The following is a 24,387-nucleotide window of genomic DNA, read 5'->3' on the forward strand; positions in this document are numbered from 1 at the left end:
ACGCCATGGACCGACGACCCGGCGTTCACCCTCCGGTTCTTAATATGATTTATCGGACAAAAACGCCGCCTGTAAAGGGGATTTGGTGACTTTGGCGCTTGGGGGCGATTGCGGCACCGGCGGCCGCGTCCTAACTATCCTTCATCATCCGGGCCCCACGGGCCCATCCTGGAAAAGGGGGCCGCCATGCCCGACAGCAACCCGCCCGCCACCGGCCCCATCGAGACGCCGGCGGAGCCGCCACCCGCCACCCCGGAGGGCATCACCCAGCACCTGTACCCGGTGTATGGCGACCTGGCGGGCAAGGCCGTGCTGATCAGCGGTGGCGGATCGGGAATCGGCGCCTATCTCACCCACGCCTTCGCCGCCCAGGGCTGCCGCGTCGCCTTCATCGCGCTGCGCGAGGAATCGGCGATGGCCCTGGTGCAGGCGGTGGAGGCGGCGACCGGCCAGCGCCCCCTGTTCCTGCGCTGCGACCTGCGCGACGTGGAAACCTTGCAGGGCAAGGTGCGCGAGGCGGAGGCGCAGATGGGCGCCTTCGACGTGCTGGTCAACAACGCCGCCCGCGACGACCGCCACGCCACCGCCGACATGACGGTGGCGGAGTGGGACGACAATCTGTCCATCAACCTGCGCCCGCAGTTCTTCCTGGCCCAGGCGGTGGCGCCGGGCATGAAGGCCGCCGGCGGCGGCGCCATCGTCAACCTAGGCTCCACCGCCCATAACCTGGGTTTGGCCGGTTATCCGGCCTACGTCGCGGCCAAGGCCGGCATCACCGGCCTGACCCGGGCCCTGGCCCGCGAATTCGGCCCCGATGGCATCCGCGTCAACACCGTGGTGCCCGGCTGGGTCATGACGGAGCGGCAGCAGCGCCTATGGGTGACTCCGGAAGCCCTGGCCGAAACCCTGGCCGCCCAATGCCTGAAACGCGCCCTGTCGGGCGAGGACATCGCCAGCGCGGTGCTGTTCCTGGCCTCCCGCGCATCGGCCATGATGACGGGGCAGTCGCTGGTGGTGGATGGGGGGCGGAGCTTCAGCTAGGGGCGCCGGCGTCAGACCACCCCCATGGCCCCGCCCTTCGGCCCCTCCAGCAGGCCGGCCACCCTGATCAGCGCGCCCTTCAGCGACGCCGCGTCGGGGGCGGCACCCAGGGCCAGGCGCACGGCCTTGGGCACGGGGGTGTCGGATGACAAGAAGGCGTCGCCCGCCACCAGTGTCAGGCCGGTGCGGGCGGCGCGCTGGACGAAGGCGTGGGGCGTCCAGTCGGGCGGCAGGGTGAGCCACAGGTGCAGGCTGTCCGGCTGGGCCCGGTAGCTGCCGGGGGGCAGCAGCTCCGCCGCCAGACGCTGGCGGGCGGCGGCCTCGGCCTAGCGATTATATCTGATGAAGATGGTCCTAAGCGTGCCCGTGGCGTATTTCCCCCTTTTTCCGACGCGCGGATTGATGGTGGCACGTCCCGGCAGGGGCAAAGTGAATGGCCGGAAAGCGCGGACCCGGGTCGAGTAACGTACTCCGCATAATTCTCCAACGGCCGTGACCTTTGTGTCCGCCCGTGTCCGACATGTCCGGGCACAGGTCATTTCATCGCGGTGCCGACAAAATTCAAAACAAAACAAGGACTTTCATGTTGGCACGGCCCGTGCTTTCGGGCCCTGGTCGGTAGAGATCGGTGCGCCACGTATGAGCGATCAATACCGAACCAACGAACATGTAACCAAACCTGTAGGATTGGGAGAATTTCAAATGGCACAGACCCTTGACGCCTGGCAAACCACCTTCTTCCTGTCAGTGCTGTCGAATGCCGTTTCATCAACGACTATCACCGCTAGCAGCGCGGCCCAGGCTGAGCAGATCCTGTCGACCAACCTGAGTACGGCCGTGAACGCGGCATTCGCCGACCAGGCGGTCCAGCAATTGATTGGCACGGACTGGAGCGTAGTCTGGGGCCCGAGCGTTTATGTCGCTGCACCGGAAACAGGTACGACAGAGCAGTTCACGGCAACAAACGCCATGTATGTCGCCTACAGCCCCACAGCAACGCAGACCGTGGGCAGCACCACTTTCACGGGTCGCTATGTCGTTGCCATTGCGGGCACCAACGGCACGTCGCTGTTCGACTGGCTGCAGGAGGATTTTGATCCCGGCAACGGCGTGGCCTGGGAGAGCTTCCTGGCCGGTAGCAACGAGGCCGGCTCCAGTTCGGTCCCGGTGCTGACCGATGGCACGTTCACCGGTTTGAACATCTTGCTGGGCATGAAAGCGCAGGTTGGCAGCACCAGTCAGGGCTTGGTGGACTTCCTGAGCTCTCTCCCAACCTCTGTCGTCGCCAACAATGCAACAAACAAGCAATCCCTGACCGTGACCGGGCACTCCTTGGGGGGAGCCTTGGCACCAACCCTGGCCCTGGCCCTGGTTGACTCGACGAATCCTCTCCAGACCCAATGGACAGCCAGCAACACCATTAGCTATCCTACGGCGGGCCCGACGCCGGGCAACCAGGCCCTTGCCAATTATTACTTGAGCATCCTGGTTCCGAATACGCCCACCTCCAATGCGCAGCCGTGGCAGGTCTGGAATGCCGTCGTCTGGAACAAGTACGACGTCGTCCCGAACGCCTGGACCGTGCAGTACGTAACAGCTGCGCCCCCAAACCTGTCGCTGTTTCCGGTCGACTTCACGTTGGCTGGCTATTCCGCCAGCGATGTCCTAGCCGTCACAACGGCGGTTGGCGCCGCAGCAACGTTGGGAAGCAACTTTGTCAAGGCCAACGGTCCGTTCGGCCACCTGCTTGCGGCTAATGGTTCTGGCATGCTGAACAATGGTGTGACGGCGAAAAATGCCTTCGGCTGGGGTAATCCCGGCTATGCAGCTCTGATCGGCCGTATTCCCGTGCTAAATGGCACTCAGGCCACGGAATTGGGCTTTTCCCTCACTAGCACTGCCCCCAATTTCGCCGGGTTCCTGAACTGGGAAGAGCAGATCCTCTATCAGCATGTCTCGGCCTATTTTGGGCTGATTTTCAACACGCTGCCAGTCACCACCGGCGTTGTCTCGCTTGGCTAGAAGTATCGCTGTCCACGGCGACATCCCGCAGGGTCCTTGAGGCCCTGCGGGTAAAATTAGGATTCATCGCGTCTTTCCGGGGGAGGTACGACGAACCGAATTTTTTCGAGTCCCGCACTGTTCTATGGCTGAAATATGGAGCTGATAGCCCAGTACTGGCAGAATAGATAAGGTTCTTATACAGTATATAATTATATATTACTATTTGACGCGTTATTTCCAGATATTTTATGATACGTCGCAATTTGGATATCTCCAATCCAAAGCCGCCCATTTATGTCGGCTACACTACCCCCATGGCGCCGCCCTTCGGCCCCTCCAGCAGGCCGGCCACGCGGATCAGCGCGCCCTTTAGCGCGGCCGCGTCGGGGGCGGCACCCAGGGCCAGGCGCACGGCCTTGGGCACGGGGGTGTCGGATGACAGGAAGGCGTCGCCCGGCACCAGGGTCAGGCCGGTGCGGGCGGCGCGCTGGACGAAGGCGTGGGGCGTCCAGTCGGGCGGCAGGCTGAGCCACAGGTGCAGGCTGTCCGGCTGGGCCCGGTAGCTGCCCGGGGGCAGCAGCTCCGCCGCCAGACGCTGGCGGGCGGCGGCCTCGGCCCGAACGGCATCGGCCAGGGTGGCGGCGGTGCCGTTCAGCACCCAATCCGCCGCCAGGCCCCCGGCCAGGGGGGAGGACATCTGCATCTGCGTGCGCAGCACCGCCTCAAGCCGTTCGGCCTGGATCGCGTCCGGGGCCGCGACATAGGCGGTGCGCAGGGCCGGCGTCAGGCATTTGGACAGGGTGGACACATGCCAGGCCTGGTCGGGTGCCAGTGCCGACAGGGGCGTGCCGGGATCGCCCGCCAGGGCGCCGTAGGCGTCATCCTCGATCACCGTCAGGCCCTGGGCCTGGATGACGGCCGCCAGGGCCCGGCGCCGGTCCGCCGACATGGTCGCGGTGGTGGGGTTGTGGTGGGTGGGGGTGCAGTACAGCAGGCGGGCGCCCATGCCACGGCACGCGGCCGCCACCGCGTCGGGCAACAGCCCTTCGTCATCGCAGTCCACCGCCACCACGCGCAGGCCCAGGCGCGCCGCGATGGCGGTGAAGCCGGGATAGCTGAGCGTTTCCGCCAGCACCACGTCGGCCCGCTGCGCCAACAGGGACAGCAGCGCGTGCAGCGTCGCCTGGGCGCCCGGCGCCACCAGCACGCGGTCGGCGTGGGGGCTGGCGCCGGCCGCCGCCCCGCCGGCGGTGTAGCGGCGGCGCAGCCAGGCGGCACCGGCGGTGCGTTCCTGCGCCCCGCCACCGGCGGCGCGATAGCCCAGGCGGCGCCCCAGGTCCGGCGCCCGCGCCAAGCGTTCCATCCCCTGCGCCAGATGGCCACGCAGCAGGGGCAGGGGCTGCGGCGGCACGTTCATGGACATGTCGATGTCGCCCTGGGCCAGGGGCGCCATGTCCGCCGCCGCGCGGTCGGAAATGAACGTGCCCCGCCCCACCACGCCCGACAACAGGCCGCGGTGCCGCGCCTCGGCATAGGCGCGGGTGACGGTGGTGAGGTCGATGCCCAGCGCCTCCGCCAGGGCGCGCTGGGTGGGTAGGCGCTCGCCCGGCACCAGCCGGCCGGCGCCGATGTCGGCCGCCATGGCGTCGGCGATGGCCAGGTAGACCGGCCCGCCCCGGCCGCTCAAGCGGGGTAACCATACCTCATCTTCCGTCATCGCGTTGCCCCTGCCCCTGAATGCGCCCGACATGATGTGCCCCAAAATGGATTGCATGGATTATATGTATGCGGACATTCGTATTAGGAAGCCCTGCAATCGCCGTATGCCATGATTTCCATCAAGCGGCCGCCGAAGGGGCCCCAAAATGGGGAGTGTCGGCTGACACAGCCCGTGGCGGGCCGCCCGTGTTACCCCACAAGGGGATCATCCTGTCGGGAATGGAAGAATGCGGGGCAGTGAGTTCGCCGATTTGCGCGCCTTCGCCACCATCGTGGCGCAGGGCAACTTCGCCCGCGCGGCGACGGAGCTGCACGTTTCCCCCTCCGCCCTCAGCCAGACCATCCGGGGGTTGGAGGCGCGGCTGGGGGTGCGCCTGTTGAACCGCACCACCCGCAGCGTGTCCGTCACCGACGCGGGCTCGCGTCTCTATGCCCGCCTGAAGCCGGTGCTGGAGGAGTTGCAGGCCGCGGTCGCCGATGTGAACGACCTGCGTGAACGGCCGGCCGGGACCCTGCGCCTGACCTCTTCCCGCGTGGGGGCGGAGCGGTTCCTGGCCCCCATCCTGGGCCAGTTCCACCAGGCCTATCCCGACATCATCCTGGACGTCACGGTGGACGACGTGGTGCACGACATCGTGGCCGAGGGCTATGACGCCGGCATCCGCCTGGGCGAAATGATCTCCGACGACATGGTGGCCATCAAGCTGGGCGGCAGCCTGCGCCAGGTGGCCATCGCCGCGCCGGACTATCTGGCCCGCCATGGCGTGCCGGGCCACCCGCGCGACCTGCTGGACCATGCCTGCATCAACTGGCGCTGGGCGGAGACGGGCCGCATCTACCACTGGGAATTCCAGGAACCGGAGGGGGATTGGTTTTCCGTCGCCGTGAAGGGCCCCATCATCGTCACCGACAAGAGCCTGGTGCTGGCGGCGGCCCTGCAGGGCATGGGCATCGCGCTGTGGCTGGAGGACCGCATCCAGCCCTATATCCAGGAGGGCAGCCTGGTCCCCCTGCTGGAGGAATGGTCCGGCACCTTCCCCGGATTCTTCCTGTGCTATCCCAAGCAGCGGCATACGCCCCTGCCGCTGCGCGTCTTCACCGACTTCATCCGCGCCACCTACGGCGGCTGATTATATCATCACCGCTTCATAGGCCGTTTCGATTGTGATGCATTCCGCGCAGGGCGGCGGGTTCCCATCTTCAGGCGCATCCCCGGCCCCGCCCCCTTGGCGGGCCGGCTTTCAGGAAGGATGCGGATCATGGCAAGCGATACCCCGACGACCGATGCGCCCAAGGTTTGGTTCATCACCGGCATCTCGCGCGGCTTCGGCCGGGAACTGGCGCGGGCCGTGCTGGACCAGGGGCAGGTGGTCATCGGCACCACCCGGGACGGCCAGAGCGATCTGCCGCCCCACGAACGCCTGCACGTCCTGCCGCTGGACGTGACCGAGGCGGCGCAGGTCCGGGACGCGGTGACCCGGGCGCATGCCCTGCACGGGCGGCTGGACGTGGTGGTGAACAACGCCGGCTATGGCCTGCTGGGCGCGGTGGAGGATGCCGACACCACCGCCACGCGGCAGATGTTCGAGGTCAACTTCTTCGGCGCGTTGGCGGTGATGCAGGCGGCCCTGCCGCTGATGCGCGCCCGGCGATCCGGCCACATCGTCAACATCACCTCCATCGCCGGCCTGGCGCCGGGCGTGGGGTCCGGCCTTTACGCCGCCTCCAAGTTCGCGCTGGAGGGCGTGTCGCTCAGCCTGGCGCAGGAGGTGGCGCCCCTGGGCATCGGCGTCACACTGGTGGAGCCGGGCGCCTTCCGTACCGACTTCCTGACCGAACAATCGCTGCGCCTGACCGGCGCCCCCATCGCGGACTATGCCGCGACGGCCGGCGCGGCGGTGGCCCGCCTGCAGGCGCAGAACGGCCAGCAGCCGGGCGATCCCGCGCGGGGCGCGCAGGCCATCGTGGCCGCGGTGCTGTCCCCCAACCCGCCCCGGCACCTGGTGCTGGGCACCGACGCCTGGAACCGGGTACAGGCCCGGCAGCAGGCCTTCGCCGCCAATCTGGCGGAGTGGCGGACGGTCACCCTGGGCACCGACTTCCCGGCGTAAAGGTCACAGCGTTTCCAGGCGGCGGCGCGTCTCCGCCGCCTGGGAGCGCAGCGCCGACCGGTCGGCGGGATCCATGCGCGCCAACTGGCGGTAGGGCAAGGCCAGGCGGGGGTTGGCGGACAGCGTCGCCGCATGGCGGTCCATGAAATCCCAGTACAGGGCGTTGAAGGGGCAGGCGCGCGGCCCCACCCGCGCCTTGCGGTCATAGCGGCAGCCCCGGCAATAGTCGCCCATGCGGTCAATATAGGCCGCCCCCGAGACGTAAGGTTTGGTGGCCATCAGCCCACCATCGGCGAACTGGCTCATGCCCAGGGTGTTGGGCAGTTCCACCCATTCGAAGGCGTCGATGTAGACGCCCAGGTACCAGCGATGCACCGCCGCCGGGTCCAGGCCGGCCAGCAGGGCGAAGTTGCCGATGACCATCAGGCGCTGGATGTGGTGGGCATAGGCGTGGCGCAGCGATTGCCCCACCGCGTGCGCCAGGCAGCGCATGGACACATCGCCGGTCCAGAACCAGGATGGCAGGGGCAGGTCATGACCCAGGGCGTTGCGCTGGTCGTACCCCGGCATGTGGGCCCAGTAGACGCCGCGCACATATTCCCGCCACCCCAGGATCTGGCGGATGAACCCTTCCACCGCCGCCAGGGGGGCGGCCCCGCGCCGCCACGCCTGTTCCGCCCCGGCCACCACCTCGGCCGGCGACAGCATCTTGGTGTTGAGGGCGAAGGACAGCAGGGAATGGAACAGGCGCCAGCCGCGCGTGCTCATGGCGTCCTGATAATCGCCGAAGTGCGGCAGTCCCCGCGCCAGGAAGGCGTCGAGCTGGGCCAGCGCCTCGGCCCTATTCAGCGGCCAGGGCAGCCGATCCGCCATCGGATCGCCGAAGCTGTCCACCCCGGCGGCGGTGATGGCGCGCCACAGGGCGGCGTGGTCGTGGCGCGGGCGGCTGTCTTCGGGCTCGGCCGGCAGGCCCGGCCAAGGCTTGCGATTGTCGTGGTCGAAATTCCACTGCCCGCCCACCGGTTGTCCGCTATCCGGTTCCAGCAGCACGCCGTGGACGCGGCGCATATGGCGGTAGAAATGCTCCATCAGCCACCGCCGCCGCCCCTGGAACAGACCGGCAGCGGTGTCCCGGGCGCTGAGGAAATGGTCGGTGTCCACCATGCGGGCCGAGGGGCCCAGGCGCTGGGCGTAGTCCGCCAACTGGCGGTCCAGCCGCCATTCGTCCGGCGCCTGGTATTCGAAGGCCGTGGCGCCGTGCCGCTCGCGCAGCAGGTCCAGGTTGGCGGGCAGACCCTGGCGGTTGGCCGGATCGTCGATGGCCAGGTAGTGGACCCGGTGCCCGGCCGCCCGCAGGTGGCGGGCGAAGTCCCGCATGGCGGCGAAGATGGCCAGGATCTTCTGCGCGTGATGGCGGACGTAGTCCGTTTCCTGCCGCACCTCCATCAAGGCGTACACCACGCCGTCGTCCACCTGGTCGAACCAGCGGTGGCGGGGGTTGAGCTGATCCCCCAGGATCAGGCGCAAGGTCGTCATGGCTGGCCCCGCGCCGCGCGGCGGCAGCGGTCGGAACAATATTTCACCTCCTCCCACACCCGCGACCATTTGCGCCGCCAGGCGAAGGGGCGGCCGCACTGGACGCAGATCTTGGTGGGCAGGTCGGATTTCCGCCGCATGCGCATGGTGTTGTTTCCCGCAATCAGGGGTCCCGCGATCACAGGTCGAGACTGAGTTGCCCGCGCGGGGCGGGGCGCGGCCGGGGCCGGGACGGCGCGGGCTTGCGCGAGCCATGGCGGTCGACCAGCGCCGGGACCACGGCCCTCACCGCCGGCTGGGCCCGCAGGCCATGTACGCGCGCCTTCGCCGCCCGGGTCGCCCCCTCCAAGTCCACCAGGGGGATGGGAATGTCCCGCCCCACCCGCACCCCACAACGGGCCTGCACATCGGCCGGCATGCGCCATGGCTCGAACAACCAGCTGTCCGGCACGCGGCGCAGGGCGGGCAGCCAGCGGCGCACGAAGCGGCCTTGGGGATCGTGGTCGCGGGCCTGCTTCAAGGGGTTGTAGACGCGGGTGGTGTTCATGCCCGTGGTGCCCGATTGCATCTGCATCTGGCTCCAGTGGATGCCGGGTTCGTAATCCAGGAATTGGCGGGCCAACCACAGGCCCACGGGGCGCCAGTGCAGCCACAGGGGATAGGCGGCGACGGACACCAGCATCGCCCGCATGCGGAAGTTGATCCAGCCGGTCTCGCGCAGCATGGCGACGCAGGCATCGACCAGGGGCCAGCCGGTGCGTCCCGCCACCAGCGCCTGGAAATGGGCCTCGTTCCATTCCCCTTCGCGCAGGCCGTCATAGCCGGGGTGCAGGTTGCGCCATTCCAGCGGCGGTTCGCTTTCCAGCTTCTGGATGAAATGGCAGTGCCAGTGCAGACGGCTGAGGAAGGCGGCCAGGCCCTGCCGCCGGGGATCGGGCCCATCGGGCAGGCCGGCCAGGCGGTCACGGGTGGCCTGGACCACCTCGCGCACGCTCAGCGCGCCCTGGGCCAGGTAAGGCGACAGGCGGGAGCAGGCGGTGGGCGCCGACAGCGGGGAGGACAGGCCGCCGCGATAGCGGCCGCTGCGATCGTCCAGGAAACTGTCCAGGACGGCCAGGCCCCGGCGTCGGCCGCCAGCCTGGCGCAGCGGAGCGTCCACCGCCTCCAGCCCCAGGGCCGATGGCGGGGGCGGAGGGCCTTCCGCCCAGGGTGGCGGCAGGAAATGGGCCGCCGGCAGCGGCAGGCGGGGCGCCGCCATGCGCTTTTCCCACGCGGCCTGCCATCCATCCCGGTCGGCCAGGCGGCGGACGACGCCGAACTGCGGCACCTCGTGCCAGGCGACGCCCTGCTCACGGCACCAGCGGGCCACGGCCCGGTCCCGCCGATAGCTCAGGTCGTTGCCGGTTTCCTCATGCGAATGCAGGGCCGTGAAGGGGGCTTGACGGTAGAGGCGCCCCAGCACCTCCACCACCTCGCCCGTCGCCACATGCAGGGCGCCACCCCGCTGGCGCAGGTCTTCCGCCAGGTCGGCCAGGCATTCCAGGATGAACTGATAGTGCAGGTTGGCGGCGTCGGGCTGCCGCCAGAGGCTGGGCTCGATCACATAGAGGCACAGCACCGGCCCCCGCCGCACCGCCTGATGCAGGGCGGCATGATCCTCCAAGCGCAGGTCGCGTTTGAACCAGACGACGCTGTAGGTCATGGCACCCTTCCCCCTTTCCCACCGGGCCGGCACAAGACCCGGCGGCTGTTCTACGGGGAAGGAGCGCCCGCCGGATCACCTACGCCGTTTCATGCCTTGGCCGGGTCTGTGCCGCGGCTGCCGGTAAGCCAGGTTATTGGACCAGGACGCGCGCCGCCTCGCGGGTCTTGTCCACCATGCTTTCCACCTGGCGGATGGCGCGCCCGATGGCGGTGATGTCCTGGGTCATGGTCTCCGCGACACTGGCGGTCCGCTGCATGGACCGCGACATTTCCAGCGTGACGGCCCCCTGCTCCGCGGCGGCGGAGGCCGCGGTGGTGACGAGTTCCCGGACGGTGTCGATGGAGCCGCGGATGCTGTCCAACGCGCCCACCACCTCGCTGGCCACGGACTGCATGCCCGCGATCTCACCAGAGATTTCCAAGGTCGCGGACGCCGCCTGGTTAGCTAGGTTCTTCACCTCCGTCGCCACGACGGCGAAGCCCTTTCCGGCCTCGCCTGCCCGGGCCGCCTCGATGGTGGCGTTCAGGGCCAGCAGGTTGATCTGGCCGGCGATGGCCCGGATCACATCCACCACCCGTTCCATGGCCTGGGCGACGGCGTTGAGGCGCTGGGTCGCGGCACCCGCGGACGCCGCCTCCGCCGCCACGCTGTCCACCGCCCGCTGCGATTGGGTCATGTTGGCCGTCAACTCATGGGTGGAGGCGGCCAACTGCTCGGCACCGGCGGAAATGCCCTGGACGGCGCCGGCGGTCTGGTCGGCCGCCGCCACGGCACCCTCGGACCGGCTGACCGATTGCTCGACGGCGGCGTCGATCTCTGTGAAGTTGCTGTCGATCAGGCGCTTGAGGTCGCCCAGCATGCGCACCTGGCGGGTGATGTCGGTGGCGTACTTGACCACCTTGTAGGGCTTTCCATCGGGGTCCAGGATGGGGTTGTAGGTGGCCTCGATCCACACCTCGCGCCCGCCCTTGCCCACGCGCTTGAACTGCGCCGCCTGATAATCGCCGCGGCGCAGGGCCTCCCAGAACTGGCGGTATTCCGCGCTGTCCTTCTGGCCCGTCTCAACGAACAGGCTGTGGTGCCGGCCCTCGACCTCCGCCAGGGTATATCCCATGGCGTTCAGGAAGTTGTCGTTGGCGCGCAGGATGATGCCGTCCAGGGTGAATTCGATCACCGCCTGGGATTTGTTGATGGCGGTCACCTGGCCCAGCAGGTCGGCCTGCTCCCGCTTCGCCGCCGTCACGTCGGTGGCGTACTTCACCACCTTGTAGGGCCGGCCGTCACGGCCTAGCACGGGATTGTAGCTGGCCTCGATCCACACCTCGCGCCCACCCTTGCCCCGGCGTTTGAACTGGGCGGCCTGATATTCGCCCCGGCGCAGCGATTCCCAGAACTGGCGGTACTCCGCGCTGTCCTTCTGGCACGGTTCCAGGAACAGGCTGTGATGCCGGCCCTTCACCTCCGCCAGGGTGTAGCCCATGGTTTTCAGGAATTTCTCATTGGCGTCGAGAATGGTGCCGTCCAGCGCGAACTCGATCACGGCTTGGGACTTGGCAAGCGCCGCCAGCGTCGCCTTCGTCTCATCGGCGCGCCGTGTCAGGAATGACCAGAACATCAAGCAACTCCACACGCCAGGACCAACCATTTAAAAAATGGTTAAACTCCTGCCACTAAAATTGGTTAAATCCTCAAATCTCTAAAATCATCGATATCCGCGCCAAAAGACAAGCGGCTGAATTAGAGAATTATTTTCGGATCTGGTTGCCGTGAACGTACTGTGAATACTGGGCTATGTCCAGTCGCGTTTCTTTATATAACTAAGTGCATATTATCCATTCGGTTAGCTTGGCCAAGCCTGGCGGCGTATACACCAGCATCAAGACACCGTCAGGCCGGGCTTCCACCAATCACCAAAATACATCATGATGCCAGGCACTTAATGATCATGACCGTTCTTGGCAGGGGACGGTCGCCCGTGCGGTTAACCAAACCCGCCCCGAAACCCATGAGTAAAGGCCGCATCACCCATGACCAAACCTTGGATCCGTCGTGCCGCGACGCTTGCCCTCCTCCCGGTTTTGGCGGCGCCGGTTCCAAGCCTGGGACAGGACGGCCAGGGGGGACACGCGGGCCCGGGGCCATCGCAGGCCACGAAACAACTGGAAAAGCCGCCGGAAACAGAGCCGCCCCTGGTCACCGCCTATCGCCCCTTCGATGCCTTCGCCCCCCTGACCCTGCCGCAGGCGGTGAACCAATACCGCTCGGGCAGCGGGCTGCCGGGCCCCGCCTACTGGCAAAACCGGGCTGATTACGAACTGCATGCCCGACTGGATCTGTCCAAGCCCGAGGCGCCGTCCATCAGCGGCAACGCCGTCATCCGATACACCAACAACAGCCCCGACGCGCTGGACCGGTTGTGGCTGCAACTGGACCAGAACATCTACCGCAAGGACGCGCGCGCGGCGGTGGCCAGCGGCGGCCGGCCCAGCCGGGGCAACACCGACGGCTTCCTCATCAAGGCGGTCGCCGTTTCCTTTGGCGACGGCCCGGTGATCGCCCTGCCCTTCCATGTCGACGACACGCGCCTGTGGGTGGACCTGCCCAAGCCGCTGGCGGCCAAGGGCGGCAAGCTGGCGCTGCACATCGACTACGCCTACACCATCCCGGGCACCTGGGGCGGGCGCACCGCCCACACGCCGACCAAGAACGGCGAGATCTATGAGATCGCCCAGTGGTATCCGCGCATGGCCGTTTATGACGACCTGCGCGGCTGGGACACCCTGCCCTATCTCGGGGCGGAGTTTTACCTGGAGTATGGCGACTTCGACTACACCGTCACCGTCCCGGCCACCATGCTGGTGGCAGGCTCGGGTGAACTGGTGAACGGGGCGGAGGTGCTGACGCCGACGCAAGTGAAGCGCCTGGACCAGGCCCGCGCCAGCGACGCCACGGTCCTGATCCGCACGCCGGAGGAGGTGACGGACCCGCAAAGCCGTCCCCGCACCACCGGGGAGATGACCTGGCATTTCCGGATGAAGAACACCCGCGACGTGGTGTTCGCCGCCTCCAACGCCTTCGTGTGGGATGCGGCGCGCGTGAACCTGCCGGAGGGCAAGCACGCCCTGGCCATGTCGGTCTATCCGGTGGAGGGCGTGGGGCCGGACAAGTGGAACCGGTCGACGGAATACCTGAAGGCCTCCATCGAGCATTTCTCCAGCCAATGGTTCCCCTATCCCTGGCCGGTGGCGGTGAACCTGGGCGGCCATGGCGCCGGCATGGAATATCCGGGCATGGTGTTCGACGGCTTCCAGGATGAGGGCAAGAAGCTGTACTGGATCACCACGCACGAGATCGGCCACACATGGTTCCCCATGATCGTGGGATCGAACGAGCGGCGCGACGCCTGGATGGATGAGGGGTCCAACACCTTCATCGACATCTATGCCCAGGACGCTTTCAACCACGGCGAATACGCGCCCAAGCGCGATGGCGAATATGCGCCCGGCGGCGGCAACCCGGTGGACGAGATCCTGCCGCTTCTGACCGACGCCGCCGCCCCCAACATTATCAACGCCCCCGATGGCGTGTCGGAGAAGTACCGCCACCCCGTCAGCTATTTCAAACCGGCCCTGGGCCTGGTGCTGCTGCGGGAACAGATCCTGGGGCCGGAGCGGTTCGACGCCGCCCTGCGCCGCTACATCCGCGCCTGGGCGTACAAGCACCCGTCGCCATCCGATTTCTTCCGCGCCATGGAATCCGGGGCGGGCGAGGATCTGACGTGGTTCTGGCGCGGCTGGTACCTCAACAACTGGGCGGTGGATTTCGCCGTGCGCAAGGTGGCCTATGCCGATGGCGGCCCGGACAAGGGCGCCCTGGTGAGGCTGGCGGCCCTGGACCGCCTGGTCCTGCCGGCGACCCTGCGGGTGGACTACGCCGACGGCAGCCAGCGCACCCTGCGCATTCCGGTGGAAACCTGGCGCGGCGCGGCGGAGGCCACGGTGCGCCTGGACGGCGGCCCCGCCATCACCCGCGTCACCATCGACCCCGACCACGCCCTGCCCGACACCAACCGGGCCAACGACGTGTGGGAGATGAAGTAAGACGGCGCTGGGTGACGTCGGCCGGGGTTCAACAGGGCCGGTGCGGCACCGGCCCTGTCCTCATGCCGCCCGGATCTTGGCGATGAAGTCGTTGACCTGGGTGCGCAGGGTTTCGGAATCGCGGCTGAGGGCGTTGGCCGCCTCCAGCACCTGCGTGGCCGACTGGCCCGCCTCCTCCGACGCCACGGTCACGCCCGAGATGCTGCGTGAGACATCCTGGGTGCCCTTGGCCGCCTCATCCACGTTCCGCGCGATCTCACGCGTCGCCGCACTCTGCTCCTCCACCGCCGAGGAGATGCCGGCGGCGATCTGGTTCAGATCGTCGATCACCCCGGCGATGCCTTCGATGGCGTCCACCGCCTGGCGGGTGGAGGTTTGGACCGCGACGACCTGGGCGGCGATGTCGTCGGTGGCCCGCGCCGTCTGGTTGGCCAGCGACTTCACCTCCCCGGCGACGACGGCGAAACCACGCCCCGCCTCGCCGGCGCGCGCGGCTTCGATGGTGGCGTTCAAAGCCAGCAGGTTCGTCTGGCTGGCGATGTCGTTGATCAGGCCGATCACCTGGCCGATGCGGTCGGCGGCGCCGGCCAGGCCCTTGATCTGTTCATTGGCCGCACGCGCGCGATCAACCGCCGCCGTGGAGATGCGCGCCGATTGGTTGACCTGGCCGCTGATCTCCCCCACCGAGGCGGAAAGCTGTTCGGCCGCTGTGGAAACGGTCTGCACGTTCGCCGTCGTCTGGTCGGCGGCGGCGGCCACGGCCGTGGCCTGACGGCTGGTTTCCTCGGAGATGGAGGACATGGCGGCGGCGGTGGATGTCAGTTCCACCGCGGCGGAGGAAACGGAATCGACCACCCCGCCGACGCTGGCGGTGAACAGGTCGGCTAATTCGTTCATCGCCCGCCGCTTTTCCTCCGCGGCGCGCTGTTCCATGGCCTTGGCCTCCGCCTCCATCTCCCGGTTGCGGATGATGTTGTCCTTGAAGACCTGCATGGCCTCGGCGACCTCGCCCAACTCATCCCGCCGGCCGATGCCATAGATCGCCAGGTTCACGTCGCCCTCGGCCAGGCGCCGCAGGCAGACGACCATGCGGCCGATGGGCTGGGCGATGCCGGTATGGCCGATGAGCAGGCCCAGCCCCAGGCCGATGATGATGCCCAGGGCGGAGCCGACCAGCATGACGGTCTGCGCGGTCGTCGCCGTGCGCACACCAGCCTCCGCGGTCCGCGTGCCCTGCTCGTCGAAATAGTCCGCCGCCGCCTTGACCGCGGCTTGCAGGCGATCGGCGACGGGCCGGTTTTCCTCAACCGCCTGCATGACGTCCTTCTGGGCGTCGCCCAGGGTGATGTCGCGCCCCCGCTCCCGCGCCCGGGCGAAGGTCTGGTCCATGCCTTTGAGATACGTGCGGTAGTGATCCTCGATTTCCGCCACCAGGCGGCGTTCACGGTCGCTGTCCACGCTGCGCCGCAGGTCGTCCAGGCCCTTTTCGAACGCGGCGCGGTTGGCATCCACCAGTCTCTGGGCCTCGGCGACGTTGGCCGGGCTGGCATTCATGCCCACCCGATATTCCGAGCGGCTGAGGGCGACCAGCGCCTGGTTGACCCGGGCGGCGCGCAACGCCAGCCCATCCGCGGCGTCGATTTCCGTGCCCGCGACGCCCAGACGCCGGACATTGCTGTAGCCGGTATAGCCCAGGCCCCCGACAACCAGCGCCAGCGCGCCGACCAACATCAGGATTTTATATACCAAACGCATATTTCGAAGCATGGGTAAGCCACCTTCCCGTGAATCGCAGAGGTTCGCAAATCGAGGTGCGGCGCCACGATGGTGATGGGCGCGGCCGGTTCTTCCGTGTAGGTGGCGATGTCAGGGCACTTCGCTTGCCTGATCGCCGGAAGGTCGCGCTATACTTTCCAGTCGTCGCGCTGGCGTCGGGTACAGACCCGGGGGCGGGGCGGGGCCGTGGGATGCGGCCTGGGCAATCGCGCCGCCGGGTGGAAGCTTGGGATGGGAAACGACAGGCACAGAAGGTTCCATAAGACAGCCTCACGCATATTCGTGAGCAGCCGGATCAGATCGCGGGCCACACACAACTGAATGGGCGTGAACGGAGATTATTTTTGATGACTGCCGTTTCCAACGCCGACCGTATTTAGTTTTTTCTTTATCCTGAACAATCAAGCTGAAGCCGATGCTTGGCACGATGGCGCCAGCGGCATCAGTCCGGCTGCTGTTTCCTCGCATGTCACAGCCGGCATTGTCAGGCAGGTCACATGTTTGTCCGTTTCTGGCCACGGCGAGGTGCCGCCGTGACAGGCCACCGACCTTGGAGAAAGCTTTAATGCCTGCCACGTTTACAGCGTTTATGCTGCATTGCAAGCCGTTTTATCGGTCTAATGGAATTATATGGCTTCAAACAAGCCTAGCCTGCGGGAGTCGGCCGCCGCGTGGCGGCGTGATGCCGCCCCATCGGATATGAGCCGGTGCAGATGCCATGGCCCGTCCGCTGAAACCGAAGACCCCTTTCGCCGAACGGCTGATCCGCGCCCGGGGCGCCATGGGGCGGAACGAAGCCGCGTCACGGCTGAAGACCCATCCCGTCACCCTGGGCTCTTACGAGCGTGGCGTCGCCCTGCCGACCGTGGAGGTCCTGATCGCCATGCGGGAGGTCTATGGTGTTTCCCTGGATTGGCTGATATCGGGGACGGGGGAAATGCGGCTGCCCCTGCTGGAGGGGACATCATCGCCCATGCCGGCGACGCCGCCCCCCCTTGACCGCCTGCGTTTGCGCAGCCTGTTCCAGGCCTTTATCGACACCGTCATCCGCCAGCCGGCAACCCTTCAGCAAAAGCCGGAAGAACTGGCCGATTGGCTGCTGAGAGGATACGAGTGGCTGGCTGGCCCCTCGTCACAGGAGGATGCCAACATCGCGGGCGCGCCCTGAAAGAAGCCGTATGGCTTTATTGGGCGTCGGGTATCCGGCTGCGGCTACCCGTGCCGCCTTCCGCCCCGTCTCACCGAAGCCGTATTGGCCACTCATGCATCCAGGCTGGCCGGGTGGTGCGCCAGCGCTAGCGTCCTTTGGTCCGGCACCCCGGCGAAATACTTGTCCAGCGCGTCCTGGAACAGGCTGTCGTAATCACCCGCCGCCAAGTGGAACAGGGTCATGCAGGAGTGGAACTTGAGCGCGTCCACCGGACCGAACACCGCCACCGGGTCCTGGCCGGGCAAGTCGTTGACCATGGCGGTCAACTGGCGCAACCGACCGCCCAGGATGGTGTGCTCCAGATAGGCCCGCGCCTCATCGAGGGAGGCCAGGGCGTAATGTTGCGACGTCGCACTTCGTCCCAGGCCGGCCAACTGCGGGAAGAAATACCACATCCAGTGGCTGCGCTTATGCCCGGTCGTCAGTTCCTGGATCACCGTATCCAGCTGGGGATTCTGGGCATCGACGAAGCGCTGCAGGTCGGGGGGTTGGTGATGGTCCATGGTTTCCTTCCCGTGATGTGACGGAGCCCTTGCGGACGGACGGGACAGCCTATCCCAACGCCCAAAAGAAAACCGGCGCCCCTTGGGTATAGGGGCGCCGGCCATCCATCATCGAGAAGGGTTCTGTTCAGAAACCGCCGACGCCTTACGCCGCGTCAGCCAGGAACAGGCCGCCGATCTGGGTGTTCGCGGCCGCCAGCGCGCCAGCCTTGGCATCGGGGCCCATGGACACGCCCTCGGCGCGGACGATGGTGACGTCCGTGATGCCCAGGAAGCCCAGGAAGCCCTTCAGATAAGCTTCCTGGTGGTCCAGCGCCACCTCATACGGCGTGCCGGCATACTTGCCCCCCGGGTGGAGACGACGATGACCTTGCGGCCACCGGCCAAGCCCTGCGGGCCGGCCTCGGTGTAGCGGAAGGTGCGGCCGGGCTGGGCCAGGCGGTCCAGATAGGCCTTCAACTGGCTGGGGACGGAGAAATTGTACATGGGCGCGCCGATGACCACGACATCGGCCGACAGCAGCTCATCCACCAGGGTGTCGACCAGGGCGCGCTCCGCCTGCTGGGCGGGGGTCAGGTTCTGCTCCGCGCCGAACTTGGCGACGGCCAGCAACTCACCGTCCAGATGGGCGGGGGCGTCGGCGGCAACGTCACGATACACCACCTCACCCGACGGGTTGGCCTGCTGCCAGGCCTGGACCACGGCGGCGGTCAGCTCGCGCGAAACGGAGGCCTGGGCCAAGGGGCTGGAATCGATGTGCAGGAGCTTCATGATCAATGCTTTCGTTCTGGCAGCCGACGTTCTGGCAGCTGGCTTTCCGATTGGGGCGCCGGGGATCACCGGCCGCCAAAGACCCGATAAGAATGCCACTGGAACGCCCTTGCCATCAGGGGGCGGATTTCGCACTCTATGTTCCACGACTGGAACAATAAATCCCGCCAGTCCGGCGGGATGATGGGGCCGACGATGCGCGACCTGAATGACCTCTATTACTTCGCCCAGGTGGTGGATCATGGCGGTTTCGCCGCCGCGGAGCGGGCCTTGGGCGTGCCCAAGTCCACCCTCAGCCGTCGCGTGTCGATGCTGGAGGAACAGTTGGGCGTGCGGCTGTTGCAGCGGTCCACCCGCCGCTTCGCCATCACCGATGTGGGCCGCACCTATCACGCCCACTGCCTGGCCATGATCGCGGAGGCGGAGGCGGCCCAGGAGGCGGTGGACCGCACCCGGGCGGAACCACAAGGCACGATCCGCGTCAGTTGTCCCACGGCGCTGGTGCCCAGCCGGGTCGGCGCCGTCGTCACCCGGTATATGGCCCAGCACCCGCGCGTGACCATCCGGTTGGAGGCCAGCAACCGCCGGGTCGACGTGATCGAGGAAGGCTATGATCTGGCGATCCGTGTGCGCATGCCGCCGCTGGAGGACAGCGACCTGATCGTCAAGGTGCTGGAAAGCCATGGATCGGCCCTGGTGGCCAGCCCGGCCTTCCTGGACCGTCACGGCCGGCCCGCCACCCCGGAGGAACTGTCGGCCCTGCCGGCCGCGGACATGCCGCGCACCGGTGGCGAGTATGTCTGGCGGCTATACGGGCCGGACGGCATCCTGCGCGTCATCCCCCACCAGCCGCGCCTGATCACCGAGGATATGGGCCTTCTGCGCGACGCCGCGCTGGCGGGCATCGCCGTGGCCCAACTGCCCCATTTCGTCGTCGAGTCCTATCTGGCCCAAGGCGCGCTGGAGGCGTTGCTGCCGGGCTGGACCCTGCCGGCGGGGGTGGTGCATGCCGTGTTCCCGTCCCGCCGGGGGTTGGTTCCCGCGGTGCGCGGCTTCATCGACGCCCTGGCGGCGGAATTCGCCAACCGCCCGACAGCCCCCTGCCAGGCCAACGCGGCCTGGATCGGTGGCGGGCTGTAAGCCGCGCCCGTGGCGACAAAGCCACCCCGTCCGCAGATTTGCAATCATAGCCCCCTTTGTCCTTGACAGTCCCGGGCGCCAGCGGCGCTATTAGGGCGTTAACCATAAGAATTCCGGGGAATTTTCGGTTTGGGGGACCCATCCGCCATGCCTGGGTCGTCTTTTGTGCGTCACCTGTGTGCGCGCTTGCTTGCGCGTGCCCGCCCGAACCGGGCGCCGCCGTCCTTCATGTCCGTGCTGGCCATGGCCGGCGCGCTGGCGTTGATGCTATGGCCGGCGCTGCTCAACGGCTTCCCCATCGTTTTTTTCGATACCGGCGGCTACATCGAAGCGGCGGCGGACCACAAGCTGGTCGAGGGGCGGTCCCTGGTTTATGGCCTGTTCCTGCAAGCGACGTCCCTGAACTGGCGCACCCTGTGGGGGCCCGTGCTGGCGCAAAGTCTGCTGACCTTATGGATGGTGGGCCACCTGCGCGCCGGCCTGATACCGAATGGGGGACGGACGGACGCGGCGCGCGACGGCGCCGCCCTGCTGGGCCTGGTGGCGGTGCTGTCGCTGGGCACCGGCATGGCCTGGTACACCGCCCAGCTGATGCCGGACCTGGCCATTCCCCTGGTGGTGGGCAGCCTGTGGCTGCTGGCCTTCCGCTGGGCCTGGCTGTCCTGGGGCCAACGGATGGGCATCGCCCTGGTGGGCGTGGTCGGGCTCATGTCGCACATGTCCGGCATGGCCCTTGGCGGGGGCCTGATCGTGGTGCTGGCCGCGATGAAGGCTGTCGGCATGCTGACACGGGTTCCACAGTCCTGGCGAAGCCTGCGCCTGCTGCCCGCCGCGGCCATGGTGGTGGGCAGCATGCTGGCCCTGCCGCTGTTGAATGGCGCCGTCACCGGCCAGGCCCGCCTGACCCCTGGGGGTCCCCTGTTCCTGTTCGGCAGCCTGCTGCAACAGGGCCAGGTGCGCCGCCTGCTGGACGAGCGGTGCGCCGAAGACCCGCACGCCTACACCCTGTGCCGGTATCGCCACCGCCTGCCCGCCACGGCGGACGAATTCCTGTGGGGCGAGGACTCACCCCTGGCGACGCTGGGCGGCTGGCAAGGGATGGCGGCGGAGGCCGGCCGGGTCAACATGGCGGTGGTGCGGACCTACCCCCTGGCCCTGGCCCTGTCATCCCTTCAGGCTGGGGTGGAGCAGTTCTTCCGCGTCCAATCAGGGGATGGGCTGGGTGAGTTTCATGACAGCACCCGGGCCGTCATGCATCGCGTGCTTCCGGCGTCCGAAGCCACCTTCCTCAAGGCCGACCAGCAGAGCGAGGGGCCGGCCCCCGGCATGGCCGACCTTTCCAATTATCTGACGGTGCCGTTGGCCTTTCTGGCCCTGGCGGCGCTGGCCGCGCTGGTCCCCCAAGCGGTAAGGCGTCGGGATGGCGTGGCACTGGGGGCGCTGGTCTTCCTGTGGGCGGCGCTGGCCGGCAACGCCCTCATCTGCGGGGCCCTGTCCAACCCACACGACCGATACCAGAACCGCCTGGTGTGGCTGGTGCCCGTCTTCGCCCTGGCCATCGACCGGCGCCTGCGCCAAGTGGACAGCGCGCAAGAGGCCGCGGCGATGCCCCCGGCGCCGTACGCGGTGAGCCCGGTGATCCGGCTGCGTCGCCGGCTGGCGCGGGGGGTGGCGCTGCCGGCGGTGGGGGCCGGCGCGGACCTTGTCCTGCCCGACGTCCTGGCGCCGGACATGATGGTGCCGGACATGATGGTGATGGACCTGGCCCCCGTCGACCTGACGGGTGCCCAGCAACCCTGACCTTCTTGGTAAGGCGTAAATCGGCTTTGATTGCGTTACGCTTTTTCCGTGCCTTCAGCTCCCCTTGCCGTCCGCCACGCGAGCGCCCCCGCGTGATCGCCTGCCGGCGGCGGCGCAAACCATGGAACTGCGGATGATCCGCCTCTCCCTCCCCATGCGCCTGTTGCTGGCCATCCTGCCAGCCGCCGGCATCATGCTGGGGGGGATGATCCTGGTGACGGTGCACCTGAGCCAGCAGGTGGTGGAGCGCTTCGTCAACGATTATGGCCGTGACACCGCCCAGCGCGAAGCCCTGGCCATCAGCGCCAGCGTGAAGGAGGCGATGACCCTGGCGGAGGGGGCCGCCCGCATGGTTTCCGCGCTGGCGGCGGCGCGCGAAATGGAAGGCGGGCGCCTGACGGTGGCTGACCGCCGGCAGGTGACGGAATATCTGCGCCAGGCCGCCGCCCTGCACCCCGAGGTCGCGGGCATCTGGTTCTATGCCGAGCCGGACGCGTTGGGCCCCGACGCCGCGGCACTGGCGGCCAATGACGCCCAGGTGGGGATGCCAGGCACCGGCCGCTACGCCCTGCACGCCAGCAGCCAGGAAGGCACGGTGCGCCTGGTCCCGCCGCCGGCGGATTTCGATGGCCAGGATTATTATGCCCGCGCCGCACGGCGCCACCGCCTGGCCGTCCTGCCCCCCATGAATTCCCCATCCTGGGTGTGCCGACCATCGTGGTGTCGCATGCCTATCCGGTCATGATGGGCGACCGGGTCATCGGCGTGGCCGGCATCGACCTGGACCAGAAGGCCCGCGCCCGCATTTATGATGGCCACCGCCCCTTTGGCGCGCCCGTCGCCATCATCAACACCTCGGAGGTTTGGGTCTATCACTCCGACCACGCCCTGGTGGGCAGCACCGTCACCTTCGGCAACGGGCCGGGTGACCCGTTTTCAGTTGGGGAGCAGGTGTTCGTCGACCAGGCGCAACCTTATAGCCTGGAACGCCGCCTGGCCGATGGGACGCGCGAGCGGCGCTTCACCTGGCCCGTGGACCTCTTCCCGGGGGAAGGGCGGCGTTTGCTGGTCATGGACGTGCCGCTGGACCGGCTGGTGGGGCCGTTCGCCGGCATCCGCACCGCCATCCTGGTGGCGGGCGTGCTGTGCGCCCTGCTGCTGACCGGCCTGATGGTGGCGGCCGTGCGCCTAATCGTGGCCAGACCCTTGAAGCGTCTGCAGGCCGGGGTGGACGGCCTGAGCCGGGGGGATTACGACCGGACGCTGCCCGACCAGGACCGCCCCGACGTCATCGGCGACCTGGCCCGCGGCCTGGAGGATTTCCGCCGCACATTGGTGGAGCGCGATGACCTGCGTCGCGACCTGCAACGGGTGGCGGCCTGCATCGCCGTGGCGCATGACGCCATCTATATGATGAGCCGGGATTATGACGTGCTCTATGCCAACGACCAGGCGCTGACCCTGGTGGGCGTCACCGACGCGAAGGATCTGCTGGGCCGGCGTATTTCGCAGTTCGTCACGCCGGAAACGGCAGCGGCGCTGGCGGCCTTGCGCCAGCAGATTGGCGTCAGCCTGGCCCACAGGGGCGTGTGGACGGGGCGCGTCGACAACTGGGCCAGCCTGACGGGCTACACGGTGGACGCGTTGGAGTTCACGGCCAGCATAGACCCCAGCGGCGACATCCTGGTGGTGGTTCGCGACGTTTCGGAACGTGACCGTGTGGAACGGGAGCGCCAAGTGCTGCAACGGCAAATCCTGCAGCAGGACAAGCTGGAAACGGTCGGCCAACTGGCAAGCGGCGTTGCCCATGACTTCAACAACCTGCTGGGCGCCATCCTGGGCTACGCCGGCTTCCTGTCCACCGACCTGGCGGCGGGGTCGGCGGCGTGGGGCTATGCCGAGCGCATCCTGGAGGTCGGCGCCCGCGCCAAGGATCTGGTGCGGCAAATCCTGGGCTTCGCCCGCACCGACGCCGGGGTGCAGGAGGTGGTGCCAGCCCGAACCATCATAGAGGACGCGCAGGTGGTGCTGCGGTCGACCGTGCCGGCCACCACCCGCCTGACCTGCACGTCGGAGGAGGGCCTGCCCCCCCTGCGCGCCAACCCGACCCAAATGATGCAGGTTCTGATGAACCTGGTGATCAACGCGCACGACGCCCGCCGGGGCGACGCCGGCGACATCACCATCCGCCTGAGCCGCGGGCCCCTTCCCTTCGCTTTCCCATCGGATTGGGCGACGGCGGAAATCGTCCCGGCACCGGCAGGGGTGCCGCACGTGGTGCTGGAGGTCGCCGACCAGGGCAGCGGCCTGCCCCCGGACCACTTGGCCCGCATGTTCGAGCCCTTCTTCACCACCAAGGGGCAGGACAAGGGCACCGGGCTGGGCCTGGCCAACGTCCTCAGCATCGTGAAAGCGCACGGCGGCGGCCTGGCCGTGGCCAGCAAGCTGGGCGCCGGCACCGTCATTCGTATCACCCTGCCCTGCTTCTCCGGACCGGCGGCGATCGCCGGGGCGACTGAGTCCAATGACGGACAGCGCGAAACGGCCCATCCCGTTCCCCCGCCATTCTGCGGGTCCTGGTGGTGGACGATACCGAAGCCATGGGCGAACTGCTGCGGGAGGGGCTGAGCCGTCGGGGCCACGAGGTCACCGTGTGCGGCGACCCCCGGGCGGCGCTGGAGTTGCTGTCTGACAAGACACCAGGCTTCAACGCCTTGATCACCGACCAGGTTATGCCCGGCATGACGGGCATGAGCCTGATCCACGCCGCCAAGGGTCGCCATCCCGGGCTGATTTGCGTGCTATGCACCGGCTATAGCGCCAACGTGGACGAGGCCGCCGCACGCGCCGGCGGGGCCGACGCGTTTTTCATCAAGCCCCTGTCGGTAAAGGCCCTGATGGACCGGCTGGACGCGTTGTACGACACGCGCCGCTGAGCGCTGCCCATGCTGAGCGCTGCCCCTCAAGGGTG

At 67.7% G+C, this 24,387-nt stretch carries 19 protein-coding genes and 1 pseudogene; 11 read left to right on the forward strand and 9 right to left on the reverse strand.

Translation table 11 applies throughout. The features are described from left to right. Positions 1–186 precede the first annotated feature (186 nt). Positions 187–1,041: an SDR family NAD(P)-dependent oxidoreductase gene (locus ULB03_RS26405; protein WP_322486058.1), complete on the forward strand. Its 855-nt coding sequence runs from the start codon at positions 187–189 to the stop codon at positions 1,039–1,041. Positions 1,042–1,052: 11 nt separating this feature from the next. Here ULB03_RS26405 and ULB03_RS26410 read toward each other — a convergent pair whose 3' ends face one another. After that, the gene (locus ULB03_RS26410; RefSeq protein ID WP_322486059.1) at positions 1,053–1,193 is read right to left on the reverse strand and encodes a hypothetical protein; all 141 of its coding nucleotides are present in this window, start codon (positions 1,191–1,193) and stop codon (positions 1,053–1,055) included. Between the two features lie 550 nt (positions 1,194–1,743). Between ULB03_RS26410 and ULB03_RS26415 the strand changes: the two genes are divergently transcribed. Continuing rightward, positions 1,744–3,063, forward strand: coding sequence for a lipase family protein (locus ULB03_RS26415; RefSeq protein WP_322486060.1), 1,320 nt, complete (start codon positions 1,744–1,746; stop codon positions 3,061–3,063). A gap of 283 nt (positions 3,064–3,346) precedes the next feature. Here ULB03_RS26415 and ULB03_RS26420 read toward each other — a convergent pair whose 3' ends face one another. Continuing rightward, complete coding sequence (locus ULB03_RS26420; protein WP_322486061.1) at positions 3,347–4,762, reverse strand: aminotransferase-like domain-containing protein; 1,416 nt, start codon at positions 4,760–4,762, stop codon at positions 3,347–3,349. Positions 4,763–4,991: 229 nt separating this feature from the next. Between ULB03_RS26420 and ULB03_RS26425 the strand changes: the two genes are divergently transcribed. Beyond that, entirely contained in the window at positions 4,992–5,894 is a 903-nt protein-coding gene (locus tag ULB03_RS26425; protein WP_322486062.1) for a LysR family transcriptional regulator, read from the forward strand. Positions 5,895–6,023: 129 nt separating this feature from the next. Continuing rightward, the gene (locus ULB03_RS26430; RefSeq protein ID WP_322486063.1) at positions 6,024–6,875 is read left to right on the forward strand and encodes an oxidoreductase; all 852 of its coding nucleotides are present in this window, start codon (positions 6,024–6,026) and stop codon (positions 6,873–6,875) included. 3 nt (positions 6,876–6,878) lie between these two features. Here the strand turns inward: ULB03_RS26430 and ULB03_RS26435 are convergent, their stop codons facing one another. From ULB03_RS26435 to ULB03_RS26450, 4 genes are all read right to left on the reverse strand, one after another. Further along, on the reverse strand, positions 6,879–8,411 hold the full coding sequence (locus ULB03_RS26435; protein ID WP_322486064.1) for a cryptochrome/photolyase family protein: 1,533 nt from the start codon (positions 8,409–8,411) through the stop codon (positions 6,879–6,881). Continuing rightward, positions 8,408–8,557 (reverse strand): DUF2256 domain-containing protein, encoded by a 150-nt coding sequence (locus tag ULB03_RS26440; RefSeq protein ID WP_322486065.1) that lies wholly within the window; start codon positions 8,555–8,557, stop codon positions 8,408–8,410. Before ULB03_RS26440 ends, ULB03_RS26435 begins: the two co-directional genes overlap by 4 nt. A 32-nt stretch (positions 8,558–8,589) precedes the next feature. Further along, the gene (locus ULB03_RS26445; RefSeq protein ID WP_322486066.1) at positions 8,590–10,113 is read right to left on the reverse strand and encodes a deoxyribodipyrimidine photo-lyase; all 1,524 of its coding nucleotides are present in this window, start codon (positions 10,111–10,113) and stop codon (positions 8,590–8,592) included. 133 nt (positions 10,114–10,246) lie between these two features. Then, positions 10,247–11,731, reverse strand: a complete 1,485-nt coding sequence (locus ULB03_RS26450) for a methyl-accepting chemotaxis protein (protein ID WP_322486067.1) — start codon at positions 11,729–11,731, stop codon at positions 10,247–10,249. Between the two features lie 412 nt (positions 11,732–12,143). Between ULB03_RS26450 and ULB03_RS26455 the strand changes: the two genes are divergently transcribed. After that, entirely contained in the window at positions 12,144–14,216 is a 2,073-nt protein-coding gene (locus tag ULB03_RS26455; RefSeq protein ID WP_322486068.1) for a M1 family metallopeptidase, read from the forward strand. 60 nt (positions 14,217–14,276) lie between these two features. Here ULB03_RS26455 and ULB03_RS26460 read toward each other — a convergent pair whose 3' ends face one another. Then, on the reverse strand, positions 14,277–15,971 hold the full coding sequence (locus ULB03_RS26460) for a methyl-accepting chemotaxis protein (protein WP_322486069.1): 1,695 nt from the start codon (positions 15,969–15,971) through the stop codon (positions 14,277–14,279). Positions 15,972–16,710: 739 nt separating this feature from the next. On the opposite strand from ULB03_RS26460, the gene ULB03_RS26465 reads away from it, so the two are divergent. Further along, positions 16,711–17,160 (forward strand): helix-turn-helix domain-containing protein, encoded by a 450-nt coding sequence (locus ULB03_RS26465; protein ID WP_322486070.1) that lies wholly within the window; start codon positions 16,711–16,713, stop codon positions 17,158–17,160. A 92-nt stretch (positions 17,161–17,252) separates the two neighbouring features. Here ULB03_RS26465 and ULB03_RS26470 read toward each other — a convergent pair whose 3' ends face one another. After that, positions 17,253–17,705: a DUF1810 domain-containing protein gene (locus tag ULB03_RS26470; protein WP_322486071.1), complete on the reverse strand. Its 453-nt coding sequence runs from the start codon at positions 17,703–17,705 to the stop codon at positions 17,253–17,255. Between the two features lie 145 nt (positions 17,706–17,850). Next, a pseudogene (locus ULB03_RS26475) lies at positions 17,851–18,719 on the reverse strand (FMN-dependent NADH-azoreductase). On the opposite strand from ULB03_RS26475, the gene ULB03_RS26480 reads away from it, so the two are divergent. From ULB03_RS26480 to ULB03_RS26500, 5 genes are all read left to right on the forward strand, one after another. After that, positions 18,672–19,616, forward strand: a complete 945-nt coding sequence (locus ULB03_RS26480) for a LysR substrate-binding domain-containing protein (RefSeq protein ID WP_322486072.1) — start codon at positions 18,672–18,674, stop codon at positions 19,614–19,616. The pseudogene ULB03_RS26475 and the gene ULB03_RS26480 overlap by 48 nt on opposite strands. A gap of 228 nt (positions 19,617–19,844) precedes the next feature. Continuing rightward, a complete protein-coding gene (locus ULB03_RS26485; RefSeq protein ID WP_322486073.1) occupies positions 19,845–21,416 on the forward strand; it encodes a hypothetical protein in 1,572 nt (523 codons plus the stop codon). Between the two features lie 133 nt (positions 21,417–21,549). Beyond that, positions 21,550–22,161, forward strand: a complete 612-nt coding sequence (locus ULB03_RS26490; protein WP_322486074.1) for a PDC sensor domain-containing protein — start codon at positions 21,550–21,552, stop codon at positions 22,159–22,161. Further along, on the forward strand, positions 22,122–24,044 hold the full coding sequence (locus ULB03_RS26495) for an ATP-binding protein (protein ID WP_322486075.1): 1,923 nt from the start codon (positions 22,122–22,124) through the stop codon (positions 24,042–24,044). The genes ULB03_RS26490 and ULB03_RS26495 overlap by 40 nt, the downstream gene beginning before the upstream one ends. After that, positions 23,999–24,352 carry a response regulator gene (locus ULB03_RS26500; protein WP_322486076.1) on the forward strand — a complete coding sequence of 118 codons (354 nt, stop codon included), beginning with the start codon at positions 23,999–24,001 and terminating at the stop codon, positions 24,350–24,352. The genes ULB03_RS26495 and ULB03_RS26500 overlap by 46 nt, the downstream gene beginning before the upstream one ends. Positions 24,353–24,387 lie beyond the last annotated feature (35 nt).

The sequence above is a fragment of the Nitrospirillum goiasense genome (genome assembly GCF_034427435.1).
Taxonomy (GTDB): domain Bacteria; phylum Pseudomonadota; class Alphaproteobacteria; order Azospirillales; family Azospirillaceae; genus Nitrospirillum.

Excerpts from the sequence above, each read along its gene's own strand:
- ULB03_RS26450 (WP_322486067.1), bottom strand. The coding sequence starts at position 11,731 with ATGTTCTGGTCATTCCTGACACGGCGCGCCGATGAGACGAAGGCGACG.
- ULB03_RS26460 (WP_322486069.1), bottom strand. The coding sequence starts at position 15,971 with ATGCGTTTGGTATATAAAATCCTGATGTTGGTCGGCGCGCTGGCGCTG.
- ULB03_RS26440 (WP_322486065.1), bottom strand. The coding sequence starts at position 8,557 with ATGCGCATGCGGCGGAAATCCGACCTGCCCACCAAGATCTGCGTCCAG.
- ULB03_RS26425 (WP_322486062.1), top strand. The coding sequence starts at position 4,992 with ATGCGGGGCAGTGAGTTCGCCGATTTGCGCGCCTTCGCCACCATCGTG.
- ULB03_RS26455 (WP_322486068.1), top strand. The coding sequence starts at position 12,144 with ATGACCAAACCTTGGATCCGTCGTGCCGCGACGCTTGCCCTCCTCCCG.
- ULB03_RS26405 (WP_322486058.1), top strand. The coding sequence starts at position 187 with ATGCCCGACAGCAACCCGCCCGCCACCGGCCCCATCGAGACGCCGGCG.
- ULB03_RS26445 (WP_322486066.1), bottom strand. The coding sequence starts at position 10,113 with ATGACCTACAGCGTCGTCTGGTTCAAACGCGACCTGCGCTTGGAGGAT.
- ULB03_RS26430 (WP_322486063.1), top strand. The coding sequence starts at position 6,024 with ATGGCAAGCGATACCCCGACGACCGATGCGCCCAAGGTTTGGTTCATC.
- ULB03_RS26485 (WP_322486073.1), top strand. The coding sequence starts at position 19,845 with ATGTCCGTGCTGGCCATGGCCGGCGCGCTGGCGTTGATGCTATGGCCG.
- ULB03_RS26490 (WP_322486074.1), top strand. The coding sequence starts at position 21,550 with ATGATCCGCCTCTCCCTCCCCATGCGCCTGTTGCTGGCCATCCTGCCA.
- ULB03_RS26435 (WP_322486064.1), bottom strand. The coding sequence starts at position 8,411 with ATGACGACCTTGCGCCTGATCCTGGGGGATCAGCTCAACCCCCGCCAC.
- ULB03_RS26465 (WP_322486070.1), top strand. The coding sequence starts at position 16,711 with ATGGCCCGTCCGCTGAAACCGAAGACCCCTTTCGCCGAACGGCTGATC.
- ULB03_RS26420 (WP_322486061.1), bottom strand. The coding sequence starts at position 4,762 with ATGACGGAAGATGAGGTATGGTTACCCCGCTTGAGCGGCCGGGGCGGG.
- ULB03_RS26470 (WP_322486071.1), bottom strand. The coding sequence starts at position 17,705 with ATGGACCATCACCAACCCCCCGACCTGCAGCGCTTCGTCGATGCCCAG.
- ULB03_RS26480 (WP_322486072.1), top strand. The coding sequence starts at position 18,672 with ATGCGCGACCTGAATGACCTCTATTACTTCGCCCAGGTGGTGGATCAT.
- ULB03_RS26415 (WP_322486060.1), top strand. The coding sequence starts at position 1,744 with ATGGCACAGACCCTTGACGCCTGGCAAACCACCTTCTTCCTGTCAGTG.